This window comes from Mesorhizobium sp. LSJC285A00, assembly GCF_000503155.1.
Taxonomy (GTDB): domain Bacteria; phylum Pseudomonadota; class Alphaproteobacteria; order Rhizobiales; family Rhizobiaceae; genus Mesorhizobium.
Map to the genome: position 1 here is coordinate 25,739 of NZ_AYVK01000002.1, position 22,349 is coordinate 48,087.

A 22,349-nucleotide genomic window follows, 5' to 3' on the forward strand; every position below is an offset into this window, starting at 1 on the left:
TCCGGCGCGGCCCGCCGCACCGGAGCTTTTTTTCGACACAACAAAAAGGGAACCCGGGACATGCGCAAAGCATCTGTAATCATAACGACAGTGGCGAGCCTGCTAGCCATGCACGCCTTCGCCGCTGAAGGCGTCACCACAGGACCGAATGGTGAAAAGCCGGTGCCGGCGAGCAGTCTTACGCTGACGCCAGCCGAAGAGCAGCAGATCAAGGACGGCAAGTTCACCGCCGCCCTCGTCTGGCACGAGATGAGCGAATACACCAACGCCGTCAACGCCGGCGCCCATGACGAATTCAAGCGCCTCGGCATCGAGGTGGTGGCGCAGACCGATGCCGGTTTCGACGCCGCGCGACAGAAGGCCGATATCGAGACGGTGATGGCCAAAAAGCCGTCGATCATCCTGTCGCTTCCCGTCGATCCGGCGACCGCAGCTTCGGTCTACGATCCGGCACGCCAGGCCGGCGTCAAGCTCGGCTTCGTCGACAATTCCCCGGCCGGCTACAAGCAGGGCAGGGACTATGTCACCATCGTCTCCGACGATCTCTTTCAGATGGGCAAGAAGGCCGGCATCGCTATGGCCGAGGCGCTCGGCAAGAAGGGTAAGGTCGGCTACATCTTCCACGATGCCGACTTCTACGTCACCAACCAGCGCGACCAGGCCTTCAAGAAGACCATCGAGCAGGACTATCCCGATATGAAGATCGAGGCCGAGGCCGGCATGGCCGACCCGGCGCGCAGCGAAGACATCGCCCAGGCGATGATCACCCAGCATCCGGACCTGGACGGCATCTATGTGACCTGGGCCGAACCGGCGCTAAGCGTGCTTTCGGCCTTGCGCGGCGCCGGCAACACGCACACCAAGATTGTCACGCTCGACCTCAATGAGCCTGCCGCGCTCGACATGGTCAAGGGCGGCAACATCGCGGCCCTCGTCGCCGACGAGGCCTACAGCATTGGCGTGACGCTGGCGCGCGCCTCGGCAGGTTCTCTGGTCGGCAAGAAGGCCGAACCATTCTATGCCGTAGATTCCATCGCCGTCACCAAGGACACGGTGAAGGACGGTTGGAGGAAGTCCCTCAACAGGGACGTACCGGCGGCTATCGCGGACGCGGTGAAATAGGCTCGAGGCGAAGCGCTCACCACCGGAGGGATAAAATGTCCAGTGCCAACACCAGCGCCGGTAGCAGCTTCGCAAGCCGCTTCAATCTGCAGCAATATGTCGTCTACCTCGGTTTCCTGGCGATCTTCCTGTTCTTCGCCATTGTGCTGAGGGACAGCGGCTTCCTCACCGTCCGAAACTTATCGAACATCGTGTTGCAGACGACGCCGGTGACGATCATGGCCATCGGCCTGGTCTTCGTCATGTCGGCCGGCGAAATAGATTTGTCGATCGGCTCGATCGTGGCGGTGGCGGCCCTTGCAGCCGCCGTCACCATCAACGGGTACGGCATGCCGGCAGGGATAGTCGCCGGCCTCGGCGCCGGCCTGCTGATCGGCGTCATCAACGGCGTGCTGGTGGCGTATGTCAGGCTGCCCTCCTTCCTGGTGACGCTGGCGACACTCGGCCTGTTCGCCGGCGTTTCGCGTTCGATGACAGACCTTCGCTCGATCTCGGTGACCAACGAAGCGTTCACCGGCTTCTTCGGTTCCGGCTCGCTGCTCGGTGTCCCCTCACTCGTCTGGTGGTCGGTGATTGCCGTGGCCATCGGCCACCTGGTGTTCCGCGAAACCCGTTTCGGCGCGCATGTGCTGGCGACCGGCGACAATGCCCGCGCCGCAAGCGTATCGGGCATCAGCGTGCCCAGGATCAGGCTCGCCGTGCTGACCATCAGCGGCGGGCTCGCCGGTCTTGCCGGCTTGCTCTATGCCGGTCGCCTGCAGGCGGCGAAATATACTCTCGGCGAAACCGACCTGATGACGGTCATCGCCGCCGTCATCGTCGGCGGCACGCTGCTCAATGGCGGCAAGGGCTCCGTGGTCGGCGCGCTGGTCGGCTCGTTGATGATGGGCATGCTCAACAACGGCCTGATCCTGATGGGCCTGTCGGTCTCCGACCAGATGATCGTGCGCGGCCTCATTATCCTGACCGCAGTCGCCGTGTCGCTGCGCGAAAAGAACCGCTGAAGGAAGCCATCCATGTTTCTCGAGATTCTGCGCCGCCGCAACCCCGCCTTCATCGAATCAGCTATCCGGTTGCACCAGCAAGGTAAGCTGCCGGCCAATGCTTATGTGCTCGATCTCGACACGGTTGAGGCCAATGCGCGGGTTCTCAAGAGCGAGGCCAACCGCAACGGCCTGAAGATCTTCGCCATGACCAAGCAGGTCGGCCGCTCCTCGTCGTTCTGCCGGGCTGTGACGCGCGGCGGCATTGACCGCGCGGTCGCCGTCGACATGGCTTGCGCCCGCGCCACCCACAAGGCAGGCATGAAGCTTGGCCATCTCGGCCATCTCCAGCAGGTCGCAAAATCCGAAGCGGCGGCTGCGGCGAAAACCTTCAAGCCGGACTACTGGACCGTGTTCAACGATACCAAGGCTGGGGAAGCGGCAGCAGGCGCCAAGGCGGCCGGCTATGTGCAGGATCTGCTGGCCCGCATCGCCGCCGAAGGCGATATCTTCTATCGCGGCCATGAAGGCGGTTTCGATGCCGCCGACACAGTCGATGTCGCCCACCGGCTGGATGCCGTCGAAGGCGGCCGTTTCGCCGGCATCACCACTTTCCCTGCTCTGCTGTTCGACCATGCTTCGCGGAAAGTGCTGCCGACCCCCAATCTGGCGACGCTCGCGAAAGCTGCAGAAGCGCTGGCCAAGGCAGGCCGCAAGGACATTGAGATCAACGCGCCGGGCACCACCTCCAGCGTCATGCTGGCGGCACTCGCCGAGGCCGGCGCGACGCAGTGCGAGCCCGGCAATGGACTACATGGCACCACCGCGCTGCATGTCATGGAAGATTTGCCGGAGCTGCCGGCGGTGCTCTATCTCACCGAGGTCTCGCATCTCTCCGGCGGCAAGGCCTATTGCCTTGGCGGCGGCTTCTACATCGATCCGATCTTCCCCGACTACGACGTCAAGGCGATCGTCTCGGCTGAACCGACGACGGCAGGCTCGGCACTGCGCAGCGTCGAGGTGCCGCCGCCCTCGGCGATCGACTATTACGCCATGATCGATGCCGCCGGCGCGAACGCGCCGAAGCCTGGCGACAGCGCCGTGTTCGGCTTCCGTGGCCAGGCCTTCGTCACCCGCGCCCATATTGTCGGCGTGTCGGGCATTTCGACGGACAATCCGAAAGTGGAAACCATCGAGAATGGCTTCGGTGAACCCTATGCCTGGCCAGTCTAGGAGAAACACATGACCATGAGCGCGCCCATCCTTCAGCTGCACGACATTCGCAAGAATTTCGGCGGCATCACCGCGATCGAGAGTTTTTCGCTCGAGGTTTTCCCGGGCGAGATCGTTGCACTTGTCGGCGACAACGGCGCCGGAAAGTCGACGCTGGTCAAGATCGTCTCGGGCGTCCACCCGCCCTCGTCCGGCACCATCGTCATCGAAGGAAAACCGGTGACGATGTCGAATGCCACCATGGGGCGCGCGCACGGCATCGAGGTCGTCTACCAGGACCTGGCGCTGGCCGACCAGCAGACGGTCTACATGAACATGTTCCTCGGCCGCGAGCCGCTGAACCGCCTCGGTTTGCTCGACCGCCGCCGCATGATCGACGAGACCGAGAAACTGGTGAAGGAACTGGACGTGCGCATCCCCTCCGCCCACGCCACTATCCGCGATCTCTCCGGCGGCCAGCGCCAGGGCGTTGCGATCGCGCGCGCCACGCATTGGGCAAGCAAGCTGATCCTGCTGGATGAGCCGACGGCGGCGCTGGGCGTTGCCGAAACCGCCCGGGTGGAGGCTATCGTCCAGTCGCTGAAGCAGCGCAATGTCGGCATCCTGATCATCAGCCACAGCCTCGACCAGGTCTTCAAGCTCTCCGACCGCATCTGTGTTCTCAGGCGTGGCAAGCAGATTGGAATTCGCGAGACCGCGAAGACCGATAAGAACGAGATCATTGCCATGATCACCGGCCTGCAGCAGCAATAGCAGGAACCTCTCTGAGAGCCCCCGCCCGAGATCCGGATATTGTCGGCGATCACGCGATCGATCAGCTTGTGCCGCGTGGTGATCGCCATCGGCCCGTCCTGGTCGTAGCTGCCTTGCCACTCCGGATGCGGCGCCAGCAGCGCTGGCACATACATCGTGTCGGCCGAAATCATGCGCTGTTCCTTGCCGTAGTTTGCGAGGTAGACCGAGTGGCCGGGCGTGTGGCCGGCGCAGCGATGATCTGGAAGCCGGGCGCGACTTCGGCGCCGTCATGGATGCTGCTGGAACTGCTGCGTCTGGTGAAGCTGCCTGCATCGCCTGAATTTCTCCAGGCGTATCCGCACCAGCTTTCTGGCGGCCAACAGCAGCGCGTTGGCATCGCTATCCCAGTCTCGATTTGATAGGACCTATGCAATGTATGGCGGCGCCGACATCACCGTGCCGCCCGGCGGCGTCAAGCTGTCCGGTTTCGGTCGCGACAAGTCGCTGCATGCGCTGGACAGATACACCGTCTCAAAACAGCCTGGATTTCTCTGGGCTGCCCGTTTCTCGCTAAGCGCTGCCGAGGATGAAATCGGCGCAGCGGTCGGCGATCATGATCACCGGCGCGTTGGTGTTGCCGCTGATGAGACGCGGCATGATCGAGGCGTCGCAGATGCGTAGGCGCGGCACGCCGCGCACGCGCAATTGCGGGTCGACCACCGCTTGGTCATCGCTACCCATCCGGCAGGTGCCGCAGGGGTGATAGACCGTCTCGGCATGTTCGAGGATGTGGTCTGTTATGGACTGATCGGAAAGGTCGGCGGCCCCGCCCGGCGACAGCTCCTCGGCGATCACCGCCTGCAGGGCCGGCTGACGCAGGATGGTGCGGGCGATCTTCATGCCGGCGAGCAGCAGGGCAACACGCAAGATGCGACGGCAGGCTTTCCCTACGAAACCCGCTTCGAGGATCTGAATCTGGTTTCGGTTCTTACCAACAATGCCTACCTCCATTCCCATTCCTCATTCTTTTGTCTTCCTGCTTGTCCTGGCGGCGGTGATGTTGGTCGTTCTGCACCGTACCGCCTTCGGACTATACCTCTACGCCGTCGGCAAAAATGAAGAGGCCGCGCGGTTTTCGGGAATCCGTACCGGCCGGGTGATCATCTGCGCCTATGTGATCTGCGCCGGGCTGACGGCGCTGTCATCCATCTTTCTCGCAATGTACACACGCTCCATCCTGCCAAGCTCGCACGGCAATTTCTACGAGCTCTACGCGATCGCCGCCGCCGTCCTTGGAGGGTTCTCGTGCGGGGCGGGGAAGGGTCAATCATTGGTGTGGTGCTTGGAACGATCTTGCTGCAGGTGCTTCAGAACCTTGTCAATCTTCTAGGCATTCCCTCCTCACTCAACTTTGCCGTGAGTGGATCGGTGATCCAGATCGGGGTACTGGCCGACCAGGAATACACAGAGTTTCGAAAGCGCCGCGAATTGATGCGGGGCCGGCTCGCAACCGCCGAGGGTAGGCTGTGATGCCCGAGCCGGTGAAATAGGTTGTTCACGGCAGTTGCGATCGCCGACCGGTTGGCTGCTTGCGCCCGGGGGGGCAGCCGAAGGCCGGGATCTAAAACGCCGCAATATTGCCTCTCGAGCGGCTCCTGCTTCGAAGGCAGTCGCCGCAATGTCGATGCAGTCGGCTCATGATGTGCCGAGTTTCGATCTCGCATGGCGATGTAACTTATGCGATCAGCCCGTACTGCCGTGCCTTGTTGCGCAAGAACGGCAGACCGTTGCCCATTACAACCGCTTCACTCTCGGCCACCGGACGCCACACGCTGAGGCCAAACGCCAGACGCGGATCCATGTTGATGAAGCTCTCCATCGCGAGCCCGCCCTTGAAGCGGATCGCGGCCAGCGTTGCGAACGTCTCATCCCAATTGCAATTGCCCTCGCCTGGGGTGCCGCGATCAGACTCGGAGAGGTGGATATATTTGAGGTAATCGCGGGCGACGATAATACCGTTGCCCATACCTTTCTCCTCTATGTTCATGTGATAGGTATCAAGGTGCACGAACATATTGTCGGCGCCGACTCTCTCGATTAGTGCCACCGCCTGAGCCGCGGTGTTGATGATGTGGTTCTCGTAGCGGTTCACGGCTTCAACACCGAGTTCGATGCCGCGAGACTTGGCTTGCGCGGCGGCGGACGTCATCACTTTCGCAATGTTATCAAGTTCGTCCTGCGTAGGTGGCACGCCAGTACGCTCGCCGATGCCGCCATAGATTACGCCGCATAGCGCCTGGGCTCCGATGTCGGCCGTCTTGTCGATAGCCACCTTGAGAAAGTCAATCGCCTCCTGTGGGTGGCGCGATGCCCACGCATATTCGGGCAACCCTAGCGAGCACACCGCCTGCATGCCATTTGCCGCCAGCAGCTTGCGGGTGTGATCGGCATCGCAAGAAAATGGATCGGCCAGCGAAATTTCAATGAAATCGAGATCGTATTTTTTCACCGCCGCTACAGTGTGCTCGGCGCCCTCTACGGACCAACCACTCGTCCACATGCTCGTATGAACGCCAAAACCCTTCATCGTGTTATCCTCATGAAATTGAGCTGCCCGGCAGCCCACCGCAAGATCATGACGCCGATCAGCATGATGCCCCAAATGGCTGTGGCCAGGTGCTGGCTGGCGCCCAAGAGATTCAGTCCCGAAGAAAGCAACTGCAAAACGATGAGGGCTAGGAAGACCGAAACGACCTTGCCGAAGCCGCCAAACGGATTCACCCCGCCCAAGAAGCAGGCAAGCACCGTAATCAGCACATAGGACTCGCCATGGCCGACACGGACGGAATTGAATCGTGCCATCATGATAATGCCGGCCAACGCACACATGGCGCCAGACAGCGCGTAGATCAGAATGATCACGCGTCGCGTCGAGATGCCGGAATAGCGCGTCGCCTCGATGTTGGAGCCGACCATATAGTTTGAAAAGCCAAGCCTGGTTCGGGTCATCAAGACATGCCAGACGATGACTGCGCCGAGCAGTATCAGCAGCGGGACAGGAATGCCGACGATGCTGCCGTGACCCAGGGGCTGGATGAATTCGGGAAAGCCCGAAATATCGGCGCCGCGGGTCAGAAACTCGCCAAGGCCGCGCAGGAAAATCATCACCGAGAGCGAAACGAGGATGGGGTGCGCGCCGGTATAGGCTATCACCGGGCCCATGACCAAGCCGCTTGCCGTGCCAACGCCGACCGCAAGAACGGAACCGAGTAGAAAGGCATAGATGCTTGCGTCCGGTCCTCCGTTGGCCTGAAGAACCCAGGCGAGCGTGAGGCCACAGAGATTGGCCGTGAACGTCACGGCGAGATTGATGCCGCCCGAGATGATCGGCATCAACATCGCGAGCGTAAGCAGTCCAAGTTCAGGCAACTGGAAGGCCACCGATTCAAAGGTAGCTTTGGACAGGAATCGCGGCGAGAGAGATCCGAAGAATGCAATCACCAAAATCAATGCCAGCAAAAGTCCGATATTCTCGGCGCCCAACGTGCCGGCAAGACGGCGCAAGAATCCGTGCCGTAGCGCTCCAGTTTCGAGCACGCGCTGCGTCATGTACCCATCCTCTGCCGCAAGCCCGCGAGGATATGCCCGAGCGGCGCGTTGGACAGCGTGATGGCAATCAAGATGATCGCCCCGACGATCATCTTGAAAGCATAGGGAGAGATGCCGAGGAGGTTCAGCCCGTTTTGCGTCACCGACACAAGAAACACGCCAAGGATGCAACCGAGCACGGTGCCGCGCCCGCCACCCAGCCTGGCACCGCCAAGGACAACAGCTGCCAGCACGTCCAGCTCGCGCCCCACCAATGCGTTGGGCACGACTTCCTGGGAATAGTGCACCTGCACAAGTCCCGCGATCCCGGCCATCAAACCAAGCCAGCCGAAGGCAATGAAGTGCATCGCCGCGATGTTGATACCGAGGCGACGGGCGCCCTCCGGGTTATCGCCAAAAGCGTATAGCTGCCGTCCCGTGGTGGTATACCGGATAAGCCCCCAGGTGGCGGCGACGCAGACCGCCATGATCGCAACCGGCAGTGTTAGCTCGGCCCAATTGCCATTCGCCTGTTGGAACTCGAAAAGCACAGTGCGATGCGTCCACCATGCAGGCAGATTGTAGATCGATACACCGTGCGTGAAGAACATCAGCAGGCCGAAAAAAATATTGAAGGTGGCGATGGTGACAACGATTGAAATGATCTGGAAATAGTAGATGAGGCCGGCGTTCACCGCACCCAGGGCGATCCCGACAATTGCCGCCAAGGTGAGGCCGATGAACCAATCACCACCTCCCATTTGGGCTAGAGCCAGCGCCACAACGTATTGAACCACTGACGCGGCCACAGCGAAGGAGATGTCGATGCCCCCAGCGATCAACACCACCAGCAGCCCAACCGCGAAGATCAGATTTGTCGAGCTTGTGTTGAGCAGATTGAAGAGATTGGCAATGGTGAAGAATTTGTCGCTCGCAACGGAGAGACCTGCGCTCATGATGAGAAGAACCACAACGAGCCATGTCTCGGTGGGATGAGCCCGGAAGAGCTTGCCGCGGTTACGCATAGACGGCAGCTTCCAGGTCGCCGAGCGGGATGGCGTGCGGATCGTATTCGGCGACTATCTTGCCCGCAGCCATATGAAGGATACGATCGGCGTTGAAATAGACCTCCGGCACTTCATCGGATATCAGCAGAATCGCCAGGCCTTCGGCAGCGAGCTTGGCGACAATCTCGAAGATGCCGGCCCGCGCGCCAACGTCCACCCCCACGGTTGGCGAATCAAGAATGATCAGTTTCAGGCCGACCGCCAGCCATTTGGCGATGGCCACCCTTTGCTGGTTGCCGCCCGAGAGCGTGGAAATCGCATCGGTCTGCCGCCCGACTTTTATCGCCAATTCCTCGATCCAATGATTGACGAGCGCGTCCTTCTTCTCCGAGGAGATCAGCCCTCGATCAAGGATCTTGTCGAGCACCGGGATAACGGCGTTGTCGGCGATGGACTGAGCTTGTATGAGACCAAGGGACAAGCGGTCTTCGGAGAGATATCCAATACCCGCGCGGATTGCGTCGCGGTTGGAGTTCAGATGAAGAACCGTCCCGTTGAGTGCGATGCTGCCGCGGTCTGGGCGCAGCATGCCGAAAATAGAAAGCGCGAGTTCTGTGCGACCGGCGCCGAGTAGCCCGGTCAGGCCAAGCGTTTCACCTCGCCGTATTGTCAGCGAAACGTCGTCATAGTCGCCTGCGCGGGTCAATCGGTCGATCTTCAACACGACGGGTGATCCACTAAGGTTTCTCGTGCTCACGGTTTGGTCGAACGTCTTGCCGGTCATCAGTTCGGTGAGGCGTGATTGGGTCATTCCGGCGGTCGGGAACACCCCAACGACCTTACCGTCGCGCAGAACGGTGACGCGACTTGAGATCTCCAGAACTTCCGCAAGGCGATGGCTGACGAAGACGATGGCCATGCCTTCATTCGAGAGTGTTCGAACGATCGCGAGCAACCGGTCTGTTTCCGATTGAGTAAGCGACGATGTGGGCTCGTCCATGAAAATAACCTTCGCATCGCCGGCGAGCGCCCGGGCGATGGCGACGATCTGACGTTGGGCGATTGCAAAGCTACGCAGAGGCGCGTCGACATTGAGGTCGGCGCCAAGCCGCGCCAACAGCCCTCGCGCCACCTCGCGAATGCGCGAATGATCGACGAGCCGAGGCATGTTGCCGAGGACAGTTCTGATCCCGATATTTTCCGCGACTGTCATTTCAGGAAACAGTGCGAGGTCCTGCCAGATGACTTCCACCCCGGCGCTGCGCGCCGCAGCCGGCGACATGATGTCGACAGACTTTCCGGCGATCGACATGTTTGCGCCGGCTAGCGGCTGACAAACGCCGGTGATTACCTTGATCAGGGTGCTCTTGCCGCTGCCGTTCTCACCGGCGATGCATTGCACTTCACCCGGGAGAACCTCGAAGGCGACATCCTGGAGGGCTCTAACGCCACCAAATGTGACGTTTATGTTGCTAAACGACAGAACCGATGGGAGGTCCTGCGTCGTAGACGCGACGAGGTTCACGGCGGGCCCTTCTGAAATGACAAGGATGGGGCGTGCCGGGATTGATCTGCCACCCCGGCACGCCAGCCATGGTCCGCCATCTAAAGCCCTAGGGCTGCAAGACCATCGACCGTTTCGACCGTGATAGGCTGCACAGCGTCCACGATGATGGTGCCGGTTTTGAAGTCAGGGTGAACGACACCCAGACCTTCGATCGTCATGCCGTCGGTGATTTCACCGCCGCCCGCCAGAAAATCAGCCATCGTTACGAATACTTTGCCCGCTTCCAGAGGATTCCACATATAGCCGCCGTCAATAATGCCGGATTTGAGCATTGCGCTGCCTTGGCTAGGCGAGAATGAACCGACAAGAACCACCTTGTCACCAAGCTTCTGCTCCTCGATCGCGCGTCCGGCGCCGATCGGTCCCTGACTGCCGAACGTCAGGAAGCCGCCGAGGTCAGGATTGGCGGCAAGCACATCCAGAGCCGTCTTCCGGCTGTCATCGGCGCTTTCGGCCACGCCATATCTGTCGCCAACCATCTGCATGTCGGGAAAGTTCTTCTTCAGGTAGGCGATTGCAGCATCGGCCCAGGCATTGTGTGCGGGCACGGTAAGAGAACCCACGTACACCACGTACTTGCCTTTGCCGCCCATTTTCTCGGCAAATAGCTTGGCATGGGCCTCACCGAAACCAACGGCCGAGACCATTTCGAAGTCCCAATCAGCGTTCACCTGGTCCGGCGATTCATGAGTTATGACCTTGATGCCCGTGTCGCGCGCCTTTTTTAGAACCGGCTCGAGAACGTTTGCATCATTCGGCACGACGCCAATTACGCTGACGCCCTGAGCTATCAGGTCTTCGATCGCGCGGACCTGAAGTGCCGGGTCGGCGCTGGTCGGCCCGACCATGAAGCCGTCGTCGCCAAGCTCTTTCGACTTTTCCTTTATTCCCGTTTCCATGGCATTGAACCAGGGAATGCCGCCGATCTTCACGACGACTCCAACCTTGACGTCCTTTGCCAGCGCAGCATTCATTGTGGCGACCGAAAGGGCTGCGCCGAACGCTGCCGCGAGTATAGTTTTTGCTAACATTTAATTCCTCCCTGATTGACGAGTTTTTGGGTTGCCTATTGCCCATGTCGGCTTTGTTTGGCCCACCCCTTTGTGCCCGACGGCATTGACGCACTCGGCGCCGCATTCCTCCCAGAACGCGCCATAAAAGACTTTGAATGCCGGCCGGTCAAGGTGCTAAATAGATTTAGCAAGGCGGTCACGCCACCGGCGTCTAAAAACATTTGTCGATTGATGTAAACGATCCGCCCTTTCGCACTCAGGCTGCACCCGTGGAAACGACATGCGATCCCCCGCCAGCCTTGGGTGGAGGCGATGCTACCCAGATCCGAGGTGCTGATGAACGGAGTTGAACTTCTGCAACGATGTCTTGCGACAAAGAATTGCTAGTGGTCGATGCTCGATTTGGATGCCGAATCCCAATCTTCTTGGGCGCCGTCATGCTCTCCGGTTCGCCCAAAGCTGGTCGGTACGGTCACCAGCGGAAAGTGGTCTATCGAATAATTCTCCAGAAGCGAAAATCCTTCAGCAATCATCACCTCGACATTCTGTCGGACCATGGTCACATCGAAGGGCAAATGCGCCGCGAATGGATCCCAGTCGAAGCTTCCGACAACAACCCGTCCAAGCTCACTTGAGGCTAGTGTCGAAGTGAACCGCAATGTTCCTTCAAGAGCGGTCACGCCGTTGACGAACATACCTGAGGGCAGATGCCCAAGCTGAGCGTATCGTGCAGCGAGAGACCGAGCAGCGTTGGTCGGTGCGTAGCCGCAGCAGTCAATCGTGCCCGGGCCCGTAACAATCCCATGCGCTGCCAGCGCATCGTGAAAACCCAGCAAACGGCTACGTGTTGCGTCATCATCGCTGACCCCGCCAAAGAAGAAGAGATCTTCGGTGGAGCCCCCTCGTTCTTTCAATTTCTGAACAATGATCTCTGTGAGCGCCTTGGCACCCCCGTAGTTGTCAGAAACAACTGAGGGAGCCCGGCGGCCTGGCAGATCGATGTTGATGCACCGGACGCCCGCTGCCCGGCACAGATCATTCAGCGGATCGGGGTCACGAACGCCCGCAAGGAAGAGAAATTCCACCTGCTGGGCCAGCAGGGTTTCCGTCACACTCAACTCGTTATCAGGATTGCGATGGGTGCTGACGACGATCGGGCACAAGCGGTGGACGCGGGATTCCGCTTCAAAGGCTTCGGCCAATCCGGCGAAGAAGCGATTGCGGTAATGTGGCAAGATCATTCCAGCGAGCCCGGATCGGGAAAGCCGCAATCCTCGTGCCTTGAGGTTGACAGCATAGCCAAGCCGCTCAGCCCAATCGAGGATGGTCGCTGCGGTTTCCGCCTTGATCCGGTGCTGTTGCCACGAGCCATTGAGGACGAGACTAACCGCTGTCGGGGACAACTTTGCCGCCACCGCGATGTCATAAATCGTTGACTTGCGTCGGACAGACTTTCTCGCCATTCGTGACGCTCCTACTAGCAGATGCAGTAGACGCTAGTGCGGGGTCAAGGCAACATCTCTAAATTGCGGCAAACGGTTTGGAGGAGCGATCCCACGAAAAGGACGCGGCCTCTCGTGCCTCCGGTCCGGTCTCCCTTATTGTCTCGATCGTTGCAATGACAGCGCCAGGGAAATCGGCAGGTTTGAGATTTTCCCTGAAGCTTCGTTCAGCGTCGCTGGAGACACCAACCCCAGCGTTTCGGCTTTGGTCTCCCCGATGATCAAGCACCTTGCAAAGGTCGACGAGAAGTTTCGATCAGTTTGGAGCCCACCGTTGGCGATGGCCGGGCGCACGCGTCACGATCGAGTCCCTCTGTTTTCAATAGCGGGAAGATGAAAGCTTTGGGTTTCTGAGTCTCTATCTGGCCCCAAAAGGGTGCTGCCGGATGCGCCTTGTCTCCGGGCGTTGTTTGCGTACTTGGCCGAGGTGCCCTTGCTTGGCAAGTTCCTTCCGCGACAAGGGTCTGCTCGACAGCATTTTCGTCGCTATTGCCAATGCGGAGCCCCGGAGGATCAAAACCGGTTAGCAGCATGATGCCGACGGTTCAGAGCAAGCGACCCAGATTCCCGATTTGCTCAGAGTCCCCCGGCCTGTGGCTCTCCGTGCAGCGGGCCTTGAGCGTCTGGCTCGACCTTTTTGAAAGCTCGCCTCCAATCGCTGGACGAGTTTGGCGGCAAGGCTAGTCGTCTCCATCGGTGTTATGATCGATGCCAGGGAGGCCGCCTGGACCATGGCGTGAACTCATTGCCGTATGCTGGCAGTGCAAGGCAATGAACTGACTGCACAACATGTAGGTGCATTCGTGGATCAAATTTCCAGATAGCCAAACAGCGCGCGTATCTCGATTAGGTGGCAAGGAGTTGCGAAAGCTATGTTCGCAGTTTGAGAATCGTCCGATATGCCGCACAACGATGCCCGCAAGACGAGCCGAGAATGATCTGACGCAATGTTCAGATCCAAGAAGGACGGTTACCTGTGGCCCAGAAAGGAATCACACTAAAGGACGTTGCCGCAGCGGCTAAGGTGTCGCGCGCCACGGCCGCCCGGGCGCTCAACAGCTATGGTTACGTTGGCGACGAGACGGCGCTCCGCGTGGTTGAGGCAGCCGAAAGGCTGGGCTATCGGGCCAACCTCGTCGCGCAGGCGCTGCGCAGCGGACAATTGCCGATCATAGGCTTCGTGCCCGGCGATATCCAGAATCCGTTCTTCGCCCGAATCGCGCACGACATAGAGGTGGAACTGCGCAAGCACCGCCACAATCTTCTGATTGCCAGCAGCGAGGAGAATGTAGAACAGGAGAAAGAACTGCTTGAGAGCCTTCGCTCGCTCAGCATTCGCGGCTTCATCCTTGCCCCAACGTCTGCAACCGACAGCCAGCATATTGTGCAACTGGCCCGCGAAGGCGCACCGATCGTGCTCATCGACCGCGTGGTAAAGGACCTGCAATGCGACAGCGTCGTCGTCGACAACGAGGGCGGGGCACGCGAGGCAGTGGACTATCTGGTTGGCAACGGTCACCACCGGATCGGTCTTTTGCGCGACGAGTCACGCATCTTTACGGCACAGGAACGCTTGGCTGGCTACGAAAACTCGCTCCACTCGCATGGGATCGCAATCGATGAAGCGCTAATCGGCGTATCGCGCTCGACCGTCGAGCACGCCATCGAAGCCACGATCCGCCTGTTCAGCCGGCGCAATCGCCCCACCGCACTGTTCACGGTGGACAGCCTCATGACGCAAGGCGCGCTTCTTGGCCTGCGTTCAATGGGGCTCTCGATTCCGCATGACGTGTCGGTGGTTGGCTTCGATGACTTCAACCTCGCCACGTTCACCGATCCGCAGATAACGGTCGTGGCGCAACCCATCTCCGAGATCGGACCGCTCGCCGCCAGATACCTGCTGGAGCGGCTTGCCGGCAAAAAGGTTGCACCGCGCCGTACCCGATTTCAGACCCGCTTGATCGTACGCGGATCGGTTGCCCGGCGCGCTGTGCGCTAAAGAGCAAACCCCTCGATTTCGGAGAATTTCGTATAAAGGACTTGCCATTGGCGAAATTGCGTGCCCATTATTGCTTGTGAGATCGATCTCACATCGGGAAAACGAGCTAGACGGCCCACCGACGCCTAAGGCGGGCTAGAGGCCTGTAACATGCGAAATACAAGGAAAACGTCATGCTGAACTTCGATAGGGACCGCTTCGTGAAGATCCAAAGCGGGGCCGTCGCCGTCGCAGGTGAGGTTCGCTCACTGATGCGCACACTGCTGGCAGATGGCGTCGAGCGGCTGTTTTTCATGGGCACCGGCGGCGTGCAGCTTCTAACCTTGCCCGCGATCGAGTTGGCGCAGCGCTGTTCCACCTTCCCGGTGAGCGGTGCCTATCCGGCGCAGGTCGTGATCGATCCGCCCGCCGGTCTCGACAGCAAGGCCGTGGTGGTCATCCCGTCCTTGTCGGGCACGACCAAGGAAGGCGTCGAGCTCATGGCCTTTCTGAAAAAACGTGGTGTGCGCACGATTTCGCTCACCGGCCATTCGGATACGCCAATCGCACGGGAGGCTGACCACAATTTCACGAACTTCGCCGAAGACGACACCTCGTCGGAATCCTTCTACCTGCAGACGCTGCTGATCGTCCTGGCCCTGCTGGAAGAGCGCGGCGAATATGATGATTTTGATGGCACTGTCGCCGAACTCAAACTGCTGCCGGATCTGCTTGCCGACGCCAAGGCTGCCTTTGAGGACAGGGCGGCCGAACTGGCCCAGACAATCAAGGACGATACCTATCACATCTTCACCGGCGCCGGCTCGGTGTGGCCGGAGGCACACTATTACGGCATGTGCATCCTCGAAGAGATGCAGTGGATTCGCACCCGCCCGGTGCACGCCGCCGACTTCTTCCACGGTACGCTCGAGTTGGTCGAGCCGGGCGTCAGCGTTTTCGTGTTCAAGGGCGAAGATGCCCTTCGGCCCCTGGCCGACCGGGTCGAGAACTTCGCCAAGCGCTACACGGACCGCGTTCGCACGCTGGATGCGGCCTCGGTCAAGTTGCCGGGCATCCCCGCAAAGGTCCGCGGCATGATCTCGCCGGTTCTGCTCGCCACCTTGCTCGAGCGGCTGAGCGCCCATCTCGAGGTGCTGCGCAACCACCCGCTGACCACCCGTCGCTACTACAAACGCGTGGAATATTGATCCCCTCTCACCTCTGAAGGAGCTATCCATGAAACGTTCGCTGCAAATCGTGGCGGTCACGGTGGCCGCGGTATCATCATTGGGGTTGTCGATAAGCGGCAGTTCCGCCGTTTCGCCGGCTGTCACGGCCGACCCCAACGCCAAGGTGGAATACACCGGCACGCTTTCGGTCCTGACGAAGTTCGGGCTGCAACAGCTGTCGCCCTATTTCGTCAACCTGGCACAGGCCTATGAGAAGCTCCATCCGGATGTGAAGGTCGAACTTATCCAGGAGAGCGACGACAGCGTGAAGGGCAAGACCAAGACGCTGGTCGCTTCCAACTCGCTGCCCGATATCTATTTCTCCTGGACAGGCAGCTGGGGTGGCAATTTCGTGCGCGGCAATCGCGCCGTTGATCTCACGCCTGTCATTGCTGCCGATACCGAGTGGGGCAAGTCGCTGTCTCCAGCCGCCGTCAAGGCGTTCCAGTACAACGGCAAGTTCTATGGCATTCCGCTTTACCAGGATGCCAAGTTCATGGGCTACAACAAGCAGATCTTCGCCAAGCTCAGCCTCAAGGCACCCGCCACTTTCGAGGAATTGCTGACCAGCTGCGACGCCATCCGCAAATCCGGCGTGACACCGATCTCCTTCGGCAACAAGGAGGCCTGGCCGGCAATCCACTTTGCAGGCCAGCTGCTCGCCTACAACGTGCCGCAGGCAACGCTGGAACGCGACTTCGATCCGGCCACCGCCCAATACAGCGATCCAGGCTACGTCGCAGCACTCAAGCAGTTCAGCCAGCTTGTCGAGCGCTGCACCGATGGCGCCGGCGTCAACGGCACATCCTATGCTTCGGCTCTCCAGGCCTTCACCAACGCCCAGTCGGCTATGTACTACCAGGAAATCATCGAGTTCGATCAGGCCGCCACGCCGGAGTCGGCGTTAAAGCCCGCCGATTTCGGATTCTTCCGGCTGCCGGTGCCCGCTGGCGCAAAGGGTGACGCCAGGTCGATCGAGGGCGCGCCGGAGGGCTACATGATCAATGCGGCATCGAAGAACATCCCGCTGGCGATCGATTTCATGAAGTTCGTGACTTCCAAGGAAAATGCGCAGGTGCTGTCTGCGCCACCCTATGGCCAGCCGAGCGCCACCATCGGCGGCGCCTCGGAATCGAACATGAGCGCGGCTGTGGTCGATGGCCTCAAGGATATCAACGCCGCCTCATACCTCATGCCCTGGCTGGATACGGCCAACCCACCGCGCGTCGCCGCCGTCTGGCTGTCCAGCCTGCAGGCGCTGGCGAGCGGCTCGATGACGCCCGAGCAAGTGATGGACGAGGTGCGCAATGCCGCATCCGCGGCCAAATAAAGCAGGCGAGCATGGCAAGGGCCTCGGACACAGTGGACAGCGGCGCCGACATCGGCGTCGCCAGGCCGCAACGGCCAAAGAGCCGGCGGGCGCCCTTCGCCAACCTGTTGTCATTGCGATGGGCGGCGATCGCGCTCATCCTCATCGGCTGGTTCGTCTATTATCCGATCGTCGACAATTTCATCGTCAGCACCACCGACCAGGACATCTACACCGGCGAGGTCACCAATGTCGGCCTCGCCAATTACGACCGGCTGCTGCTACACGACCCGGTCGTGCTGCTGGCGCTGTGGAACAACTGCCTCTACGCTCTCATCTCCGTCATCTTCCAGGTCTTCGGCGCGTTCCTGCTGGCGGCCATTATCGAGGACCTGAAAAGCGAAAGCTGGCGCCGGCTGTGGCGCGCCGTCTATTTCGTGCCGTCGGCAATCTCGATCACGGTGACCGGCCTGCTGTTTTATTTCATCTACCAGCCGCAGATCGGCTTGCTGGATGCCGCGCTCAGCCGTGTTGGACTGAGCCAGCTCGTTATGCCTTGGCTCGGCAATGAGCACACCGCCATCTATGCCATCATCGCCATGAGCCAATGGCAGGGTTTTGGCTATTCGACGCTGCTGTTCGCCATCGCCATCCAGAAGATCCCGCGCGACCTCTACGATGCCGCAACGATCGACGGCGCGGGTCCTCTTCGCCGCCTGTGGAGCATCACCTTTCCGCTCACCCGGGAAATGACGGGGTTGATGATCATCGTCACCATCACGGGCGCGTTCCAGGTGTTCAACGAGATCATGGTGATGACCGCGGGCGGGCCCAACAACAGCAGCCAGGTGCTGGGCACGTGGCTCTACCAGAAGGCCTTCATCGAGGACAATTTCGGCTATGGCGCGGCGATCGCCGCCGTCATCTTCATGTTGACCATGCTCACAGGCGCGGCACAGCTCTGGTACACCAAGCGGCGCCGGGTGCAGCTATGAGTGCGATGGTCGCAGCCGGTCGCAGCCGGCACGTCAATGTGTGGTCGGTCATAGCCAGGACATTGCTCTATTCGTTCCTGGTCTGCCTCGGTGTCGTCGTCATCTATCCGCTGATCTGGATGGCGCTGAGCGGCTTCAAGGACAATGCACAGATCTTCGGCGATCCCTTCGCCCTGCCCACCCGTTGGTCGTGGAACAATTACCTGCAAGCGTGGAACCAGGGCGTGCGTGGCTACGTGACAGTCTCGGTGCTGGTGACCGTCGCTTCGGCTATATGCACCGTGCTGATCAGCGCCTGGACGGCCTTCGGCCTGACCCGCACCAAGATGCCGGCAAAGCCGCTGGTTGTTGCCATCGTTCTGGGCGGCTTGATGCTGAGCCCCACCGTGGCGATCATTCCACTGGTGAAGATGTTGCAGGCGCTCGGTCTCTACAACACCTACTGGGCACTGATCATTCTCTACACGGCGTTCCGTGTGCCGTTCACCACCTTCCTCATCCGCGCCTACATGCTGGATCTGCCTGAAGACATCGACGAGGCGGCGACGATGGATGGCGCCAGCGAGGGTCAGATATTCTGGCGCATCACCTTGCCGCTGTGCCGGCCGATCATCATTTCCTGCGTCATCCTGCACGTCCTGTTCGCCTGGAACGAATATCTCTTCGCCATGATCTTCACGAGCGGCTCGGATGTGCAGACGCTGCCGGTCGGACTGACGTCGATCATGGCAACCCACGGGACCAACTATGCCGTGGTGTTCGCGGCCATGACGATCTCGGCGCTGCCTATCGTGATCGTGTTCTTTGCCGCGCAACGCTACTTCATCCGTGGCTTGGCCGAAGGCATCGGCAAATAACAATTCCCGAAAGGAGCCTTCATGCCGCAGCTCGCTGCTCATCAGCTGATCGGAGCCAATTTCAGCTTCCAGCACTTCCCCTTCGATGAGGTCGCCAGGACGATCCGAGGCTTTGGCCTGCGCGAGATCGAACTGTGGGGGATTGCCCAGCATCTGGACCTGTTCCACGCCACGGACGCGCGTGTCGAATCCGTTCGCCGGGTACTCGCCGACAACGAGCTGTCGGCCTGGTGCTTTACGCCTGAGCAGGTGTTGTATCCAATCAACATTGCCTCCGGCGACGCCGCACTGCGCCAGGACAGCATCGAGCGGTTTTGCCGTGCAGCCGACATCTGCGCGGCGCTTGGCGCCCGCTATCTCTTCCTGACGCCCGGCCGGGGCTACGAGAGCGAACCCCGGCAACCGGCATGGGACCGCGCGGTCGGTTCGATCGGCGAGATCGCCCGGCGCGCCGCCGCAAACGGGGTGCGCTGCCTGCTCGAGCCGTTGCAGCGGTTCGAGAGCAACCTCGTCAATGATGCGGCAGGCCTGCGCCAAATGCTGCACGAGGTGGGCGCTGAAAACATCGACGTCGTGCTGGACACTGTCGCCATGGCCACGGCCGGCGACACCGTGGCCGGCTATGTCGACCTGTTCGGCTCGCGTCTGGCGCATGTCCATCTGGTCGACGGCACACCAGGCGGGCATCTGGTGTGGGGGGAGGGCACGCTGCCGCTCGGCCACTACGTCAGCGAACTCGCGCGCCTGGGCTATGCCGGAAAGTTCACCTTCGAGCCGTTCGGCAACGGCTCCTACGCGCTCGATCCGGTAAAAGCCTGGACACGCTGCCTTGGCGCCATCGCGCCATACCTCAATCGCGCAACGGTGCCGGCATGACGTTGAAGAAGCTTATCGCGGTCGGGGACAATTGCCTTGATGCCTATTTGACCAACAACTTGATGACGGTGGGCGGCAACGCCTTGAATGTCGCGGCGCAATGGCGGCGCAACGGCTGGTCCGCGCGCTATTTCGGCGCCGTCGGGAACGATCCCGAAGGCGACGTGGTGCTTGCCGAACTGCAAGGTGCCGGCCTATCCCCGGACGACGTCGAACGGCGTCGCGGCGATACGGCCGTCACCTTGCTGCGCGATGAATCCGGCGACCGGAAGTTCCTGCACGAATCCTTCGGTGTGGGCGAAAACTACATGCCGGCGCCCGCGCATTATGCGGTCATCGCCGCGGCCGACTGGGTGCATCTCGGCACCAACGCCAACAAGCACCTTGTTCAACGATTGGTGGCGGACCATGTGCCGTTCAGCATCGATCTATCGACTGCCCATATGGCGCTGCCGCTCGACGGTGTCCCGCTTGTGTTTGCGTCCGGACCGGACGATGTCGATGTTCCCATCGAGCCATCGCTGGGCGCGCTCAGGGCGGCCGGCGCAAGGCAGGTAGTTTTGACCTGTGGTCGACGCGGCTCCTACTTCGACGATAGCACGAATGTCGTGCATGCGCCGGCGACCCTTGTCGACGTCGTGGATACGTGTGGCGCCGGCGACAGTTTCATTGCCACTTTCCTCGCCGGCTTCCATTTCGGCGGCCTCGGCGCCCTGGAGGCATTGCACAGGGCGTCGATCGCGGCGGCGCAGACCTGCACCCATCTTGGCGGGTTTCCCCAGAGACCGCGTCCGATACCCGATTGGCTGCCAGCCAAATATGCCAGCTTCATTGTCGATGCGCAGGGAGCCCAAGCGTGAGTAAAATTCGTTTGCGGCAGCCTGCGGTCGCGCTTGCATCTGACCGGTCGTTTTGGCTGCAGGACATTGCCGCCGCCCCTGCGACCGAGCCATTGCGAGGCGACGAGCGCGCCGACGTGGTGATCGTCGGTGGCGGCTATACCGGTCTGTGGACGGCGCTGCGGATCCTTGAACTGGCGCCGCAAACGCGGGTGGTGATCCTTGAAGCCGATCTGTGCGGATCGGGGGCCTCGGGGCGCAACGGCGGTCAGGTCCATTCATGGTTCGCCGAAATCGACCAGATCAGTGCGGTCGTCGGTCTCGAGGAAGCGCGCCTGCTGTGCGCCGACACGGTGGCATCGATCGCGGAGCTGAAGGCGCTGCAGCAAAACGGCACCATAGACATGGACCTGAGGCTGGACGGATGGCTGTGGACAGCAAGCTCCATGGCGCAGGAAGGCGCCTGGGAGACCGCCGTGGCCTTGACGGCGGCTGTTGGAGAAAACCGTTTCAGCCCGCTGACAGCCGAGGACATTCAACGCCGCACCGGTTCATCGGCCTCCTATGTCGGCGTGGTCGAGACCACTGCCGGCACGGTCCATCCCGCCAAACTTGCCATCGGATTGCGCAAGCTGGCACTGGCACGCGGCGTCATCATCCACGAGCGCAGCCCGGTCCTCGCCATCGAACCCGGCATGACATGCACGGTGCGCACGGCGCATGGCGCGGTACGGGCTGACAAAATCGTGCTTGCCGCCAACGCCTGGCTTTCCGCGCTGCCGGAACTGCGGCGGCATCTTTATGTGGTCGGCAGCGAGGTGATTGCGACTGCCGCCGTTCCCGAACTGCTCGACAGCATCGGCTGGCGCGACGGTGCCTCGATCTGCGATTCCCAGGCCCAGGTGCTCTACTACCAGCGCACCATCGGGGGCAGGGTGGTCTTCGGTCGTGGCAGCGGCAACGTCGCCTTCAGTGGAAATTTCGGCGCCAGCTTCAACCGCAGCCCGGAGCACGGCCGCGACAATATGCGAGAGCTGCATCGGGTCTACCCGTCGCTGCGCGGTGTGGCGATCGAATATGACTGGTCGGGGCCGATCGACTGCGTGCCTGAACACGTTCCTGTCTTCGACCACCTGCGCGATCATCCCAATATCTTCTACGGCATGGGATTTAACGGCACCGGCATCGCGCAGACGCCGATAGCCGGACGCATTCTGGCGAGCCTGGTGCTCGAGCGAAAGGATCGCTGGAGCGAAAGCGGTCTGGTCGGCATCGAGCGGCGCATGTCGCTGCCGCCCGAGCCTTTGCGTTATCTCGGCGCCAGACTTGTCCGCGCCGCGGTGCGCCGCAAGAACGAGGCCGAGATCCGCAACCGCAAGGCCGGCAGGATCAGCAGTCTTTTGGCGGCCCTGAAGCCAGGCAGGCGCAAGAAGTAGCCGGGCATCTGGCTCATCGTCACGCTCTTCAAACCATGCGCCGGCACGTGCCGTCCCGATGACGGTGGACGCGGCATTGC

19 protein-coding genes and 3 pseudogenes are annotated in these 22,349 nt (G+C 60.8%); 14 read left to right on the top strand and 8 right to left on the bottom strand.

The genetic code is table 11. The features are described 5' to 3' along the window. The first annotated feature begins 60 nt into the window (after positions 1-60). Genes X726_RS165055 through X726_RS165040 form a run of 4 tightly spaced genes read left to right on the top strand, consistent with a single transcriptional unit; the run spans position 61 to position 4,091 of the window. The gene (locus tag X726_RS165055; RefSeq protein ID WP_031214519.1) at positions 61-1,122 is read left to right on the top strand and encodes a substrate-binding domain-containing protein; all 1,062 of its coding nucleotides are present in this window, start codon (positions 61-63) and stop codon (positions 1,120-1,122) included. A 35-nt stretch (positions 1,123-1,157) separates the two neighbouring features. Further along, the gene (locus tag X726_RS165050; RefSeq protein WP_023667733.1) at positions 1,158-2,126 is read left to right on the top strand and encodes an ABC transporter permease; all 969 of its coding nucleotides are present in this window, start codon (positions 1,158-1,160) and stop codon (positions 2,124-2,126) included. Positions 2,127-2,138: 12 nt separating this feature from the next. Continuing rightward, positions 2,139-3,338 carry an alanine racemase gene (locus X726_RS165045; RefSeq protein WP_023667734.1) on the top strand — a complete coding sequence of 400 codons (1,200 nt, stop codon included), beginning with the start codon at positions 2,139-2,141 and terminating at the stop codon, positions 3,336-3,338. A gap of 9 nt (positions 3,339-3,347) precedes the next feature. Further along, the gene (locus X726_RS165040; protein WP_023667735.1) at positions 3,348-4,091 is read left to right on the top strand and encodes an ATP-binding cassette domain-containing protein; all 744 of its coding nucleotides are present in this window, start codon (positions 3,348-3,350) and stop codon (positions 4,089-4,091) included. A gap of 23 nt (positions 4,092-4,114) precedes the next feature. Here X726_RS165040 and X726_RS1000000171440 read toward each other — a convergent pair. After that, positions 4,115-4,368 (bottom strand): annotated as a pseudogene (locus tag X726_RS1000000171440) (MBL fold metallo-hydrolase); the annotation flags it as partial. A 4-nt stretch (positions 4,369-4,372) separates the two neighbouring features. Between X726_RS1000000171440 and X726_RS1000000170335 the strand changes: the two are divergent. Then, positions 4,373-4,486: pseudogene (locus tag X726_RS1000000170335) on the top strand (peptide ABC transporter ATP-binding protein); the annotation flags it as partial. A gap of 157 nt (positions 4,487-4,643) precedes the next feature. Here X726_RS1000000170335 and X726_RS165030 read toward each other — a convergent pair. After that, a complete protein-coding gene (locus tag X726_RS165030) occupies positions 4,644-5,084 on the bottom strand; it encodes a GMC oxidoreductase (protein ID WP_245272033.1) in 441 nt (146 codons plus the stop codon). 4 nt (positions 5,085-5,088) lie between these two features. Between X726_RS165030 and X726_RS01000000166590 the strand changes: the two are divergent. Beyond that, positions 5,089-5,603, top strand: a pseudogene (locus tag X726_RS01000000166590) (ABC transporter permease); the annotation flags it as partial. Positions 5,604-5,808: 205 nt separating this feature from the next. Here X726_RS01000000166590 and X726_RS165025 read toward each other — a convergent pair. The 6 genes from X726_RS165025 to X726_RS165000 all read right to left on the bottom strand — a co-directional run bounded on the left by X726_RS165025 (position 5,809) and on the right by X726_RS165000 (position 12,711). Further along, positions 5,809-6,660, bottom strand: coding sequence for a sugar phosphate isomerase/epimerase family protein (locus X726_RS165025; RefSeq protein WP_023667739.1), 852 nt, complete (start codon positions 6,658-6,660; stop codon positions 5,809-5,811). Beyond that, a complete protein-coding gene (locus X726_RS165020; protein WP_023667740.1) occupies positions 6,657-7,682 on the bottom strand; it encodes an ABC transporter permease in 1,026 nt (341 codons plus the stop codon). The genes X726_RS165025 and X726_RS165020 overlap by 4 nt, the downstream gene beginning before the upstream one ends. Then, positions 7,679-8,686: an ABC transporter permease gene (locus X726_RS165015; protein WP_023667741.1), complete on the bottom strand. Its 1,008-nt coding sequence runs from the start codon at positions 8,684-8,686 to the stop codon at positions 7,679-7,681. Before X726_RS165015 ends, X726_RS165020 begins: the two co-directional genes overlap by 4 nt. Beyond that, on the bottom strand, positions 8,679-10,193 hold the full coding sequence (locus tag X726_RS165010; protein ID WP_050588498.1) for a sugar ABC transporter ATP-binding protein: 1,515 nt from the start codon (positions 10,191-10,193) through the stop codon (positions 8,679-8,681). Before X726_RS165010 ends, X726_RS165015 begins: the two co-directional genes overlap by 8 nt. 80 nt (positions 10,194-10,273) lie before the next feature. Further along, positions 10,274-11,266 carry a substrate-binding domain-containing protein gene (locus X726_RS165005; RefSeq protein ID WP_023704355.1) on the bottom strand — a complete coding sequence of 331 codons (993 nt, stop codon included), beginning with the start codon at positions 11,264-11,266 and terminating at the stop codon, positions 10,274-10,276. A 365-nt stretch (positions 11,267-11,631) separates the two neighbouring features. Next, positions 11,632-12,711 (bottom strand): LacI family DNA-binding transcriptional regulator, encoded by a 1,080-nt coding sequence (locus tag X726_RS165000; protein WP_023667744.1) that lies wholly within the window; start codon positions 12,709-12,711, stop codon positions 11,632-11,634. 1,015 nt (positions 12,712-13,726) lie between these two features. Here X726_RS165000 and X726_RS164995 point away from each other — a divergent pair. The 8 genes from X726_RS164995 to X726_RS164960 all read left to right on the top strand — a co-directional run bounded on the left by X726_RS164995 (position 13,727) and on the right by X726_RS164960 (position 22,269). After that, positions 13,727-14,749: a LacI family DNA-binding transcriptional regulator gene (locus X726_RS164995; RefSeq protein ID WP_023667745.1), complete on the top strand. Its 1,023-nt coding sequence runs from the start codon at positions 13,727-13,729 to the stop codon at positions 14,747-14,749. Between the two features lie 173 nt (positions 14,750-14,922). Next, complete coding sequence (locus tag X726_RS164990) at positions 14,923-15,936, top strand: SIS domain-containing protein (RefSeq protein ID WP_023667746.1); 1,014 nt, start codon at positions 14,923-14,925, stop codon at positions 15,934-15,936. Between the two features lie 28 nt (positions 15,937-15,964). Continuing rightward, positions 15,965-17,287 carry an extracellular solute-binding protein gene (locus X726_RS164985; protein ID WP_023667747.1) on the top strand — a complete coding sequence of 441 codons (1,323 nt, stop codon included), beginning with the start codon at positions 15,965-15,967 and terminating at the stop codon, positions 17,285-17,287. Positions 17,288-17,298: 11 nt separating this feature from the next. Further along, a complete protein-coding gene (locus tag X726_RS164980) occupies positions 17,299-18,261 on the top strand; it encodes a sugar ABC transporter permease (RefSeq protein WP_023667748.1) in 963 nt (320 codons plus the stop codon). Then, positions 18,258-19,118 carry a carbohydrate ABC transporter permease gene (locus X726_RS164975; RefSeq protein ID WP_023667749.1) on the top strand — a complete coding sequence of 287 codons (861 nt, stop codon included), beginning with the start codon at positions 18,258-18,260 and terminating at the stop codon, positions 19,116-19,118. The genes X726_RS164980 and X726_RS164975 overlap by 4 nt, the downstream gene beginning before the upstream one ends. Before the next feature lie 21 nt (positions 19,119-19,139). Beyond that, positions 19,140-19,994 carry a sugar phosphate isomerase/epimerase family protein gene (locus tag X726_RS164970; protein ID WP_023667750.1) on the top strand — a complete coding sequence of 285 codons (855 nt, stop codon included), beginning with the start codon at positions 19,140-19,142 and terminating at the stop codon, positions 19,992-19,994. Beyond that, entirely contained in the window at positions 19,991-20,854 is an 864-nt protein-coding gene (locus X726_RS164965; protein ID WP_023667751.1) for a PfkB family carbohydrate kinase, read from the top strand. Before X726_RS164970 ends, X726_RS164965 begins: the two co-directional genes overlap by 4 nt. Beyond that, a complete protein-coding gene (locus tag X726_RS164960) occupies positions 20,851-22,269 on the top strand; it encodes an FAD-binding oxidoreductase (RefSeq protein WP_031214527.1) in 1,419 nt (472 codons plus the stop codon). The genes X726_RS164965 and X726_RS164960 overlap by 4 nt, the downstream gene beginning before the upstream one ends. The last annotated feature ends 80 nt before the right edge of the window (positions 22,270-22,349 follow it).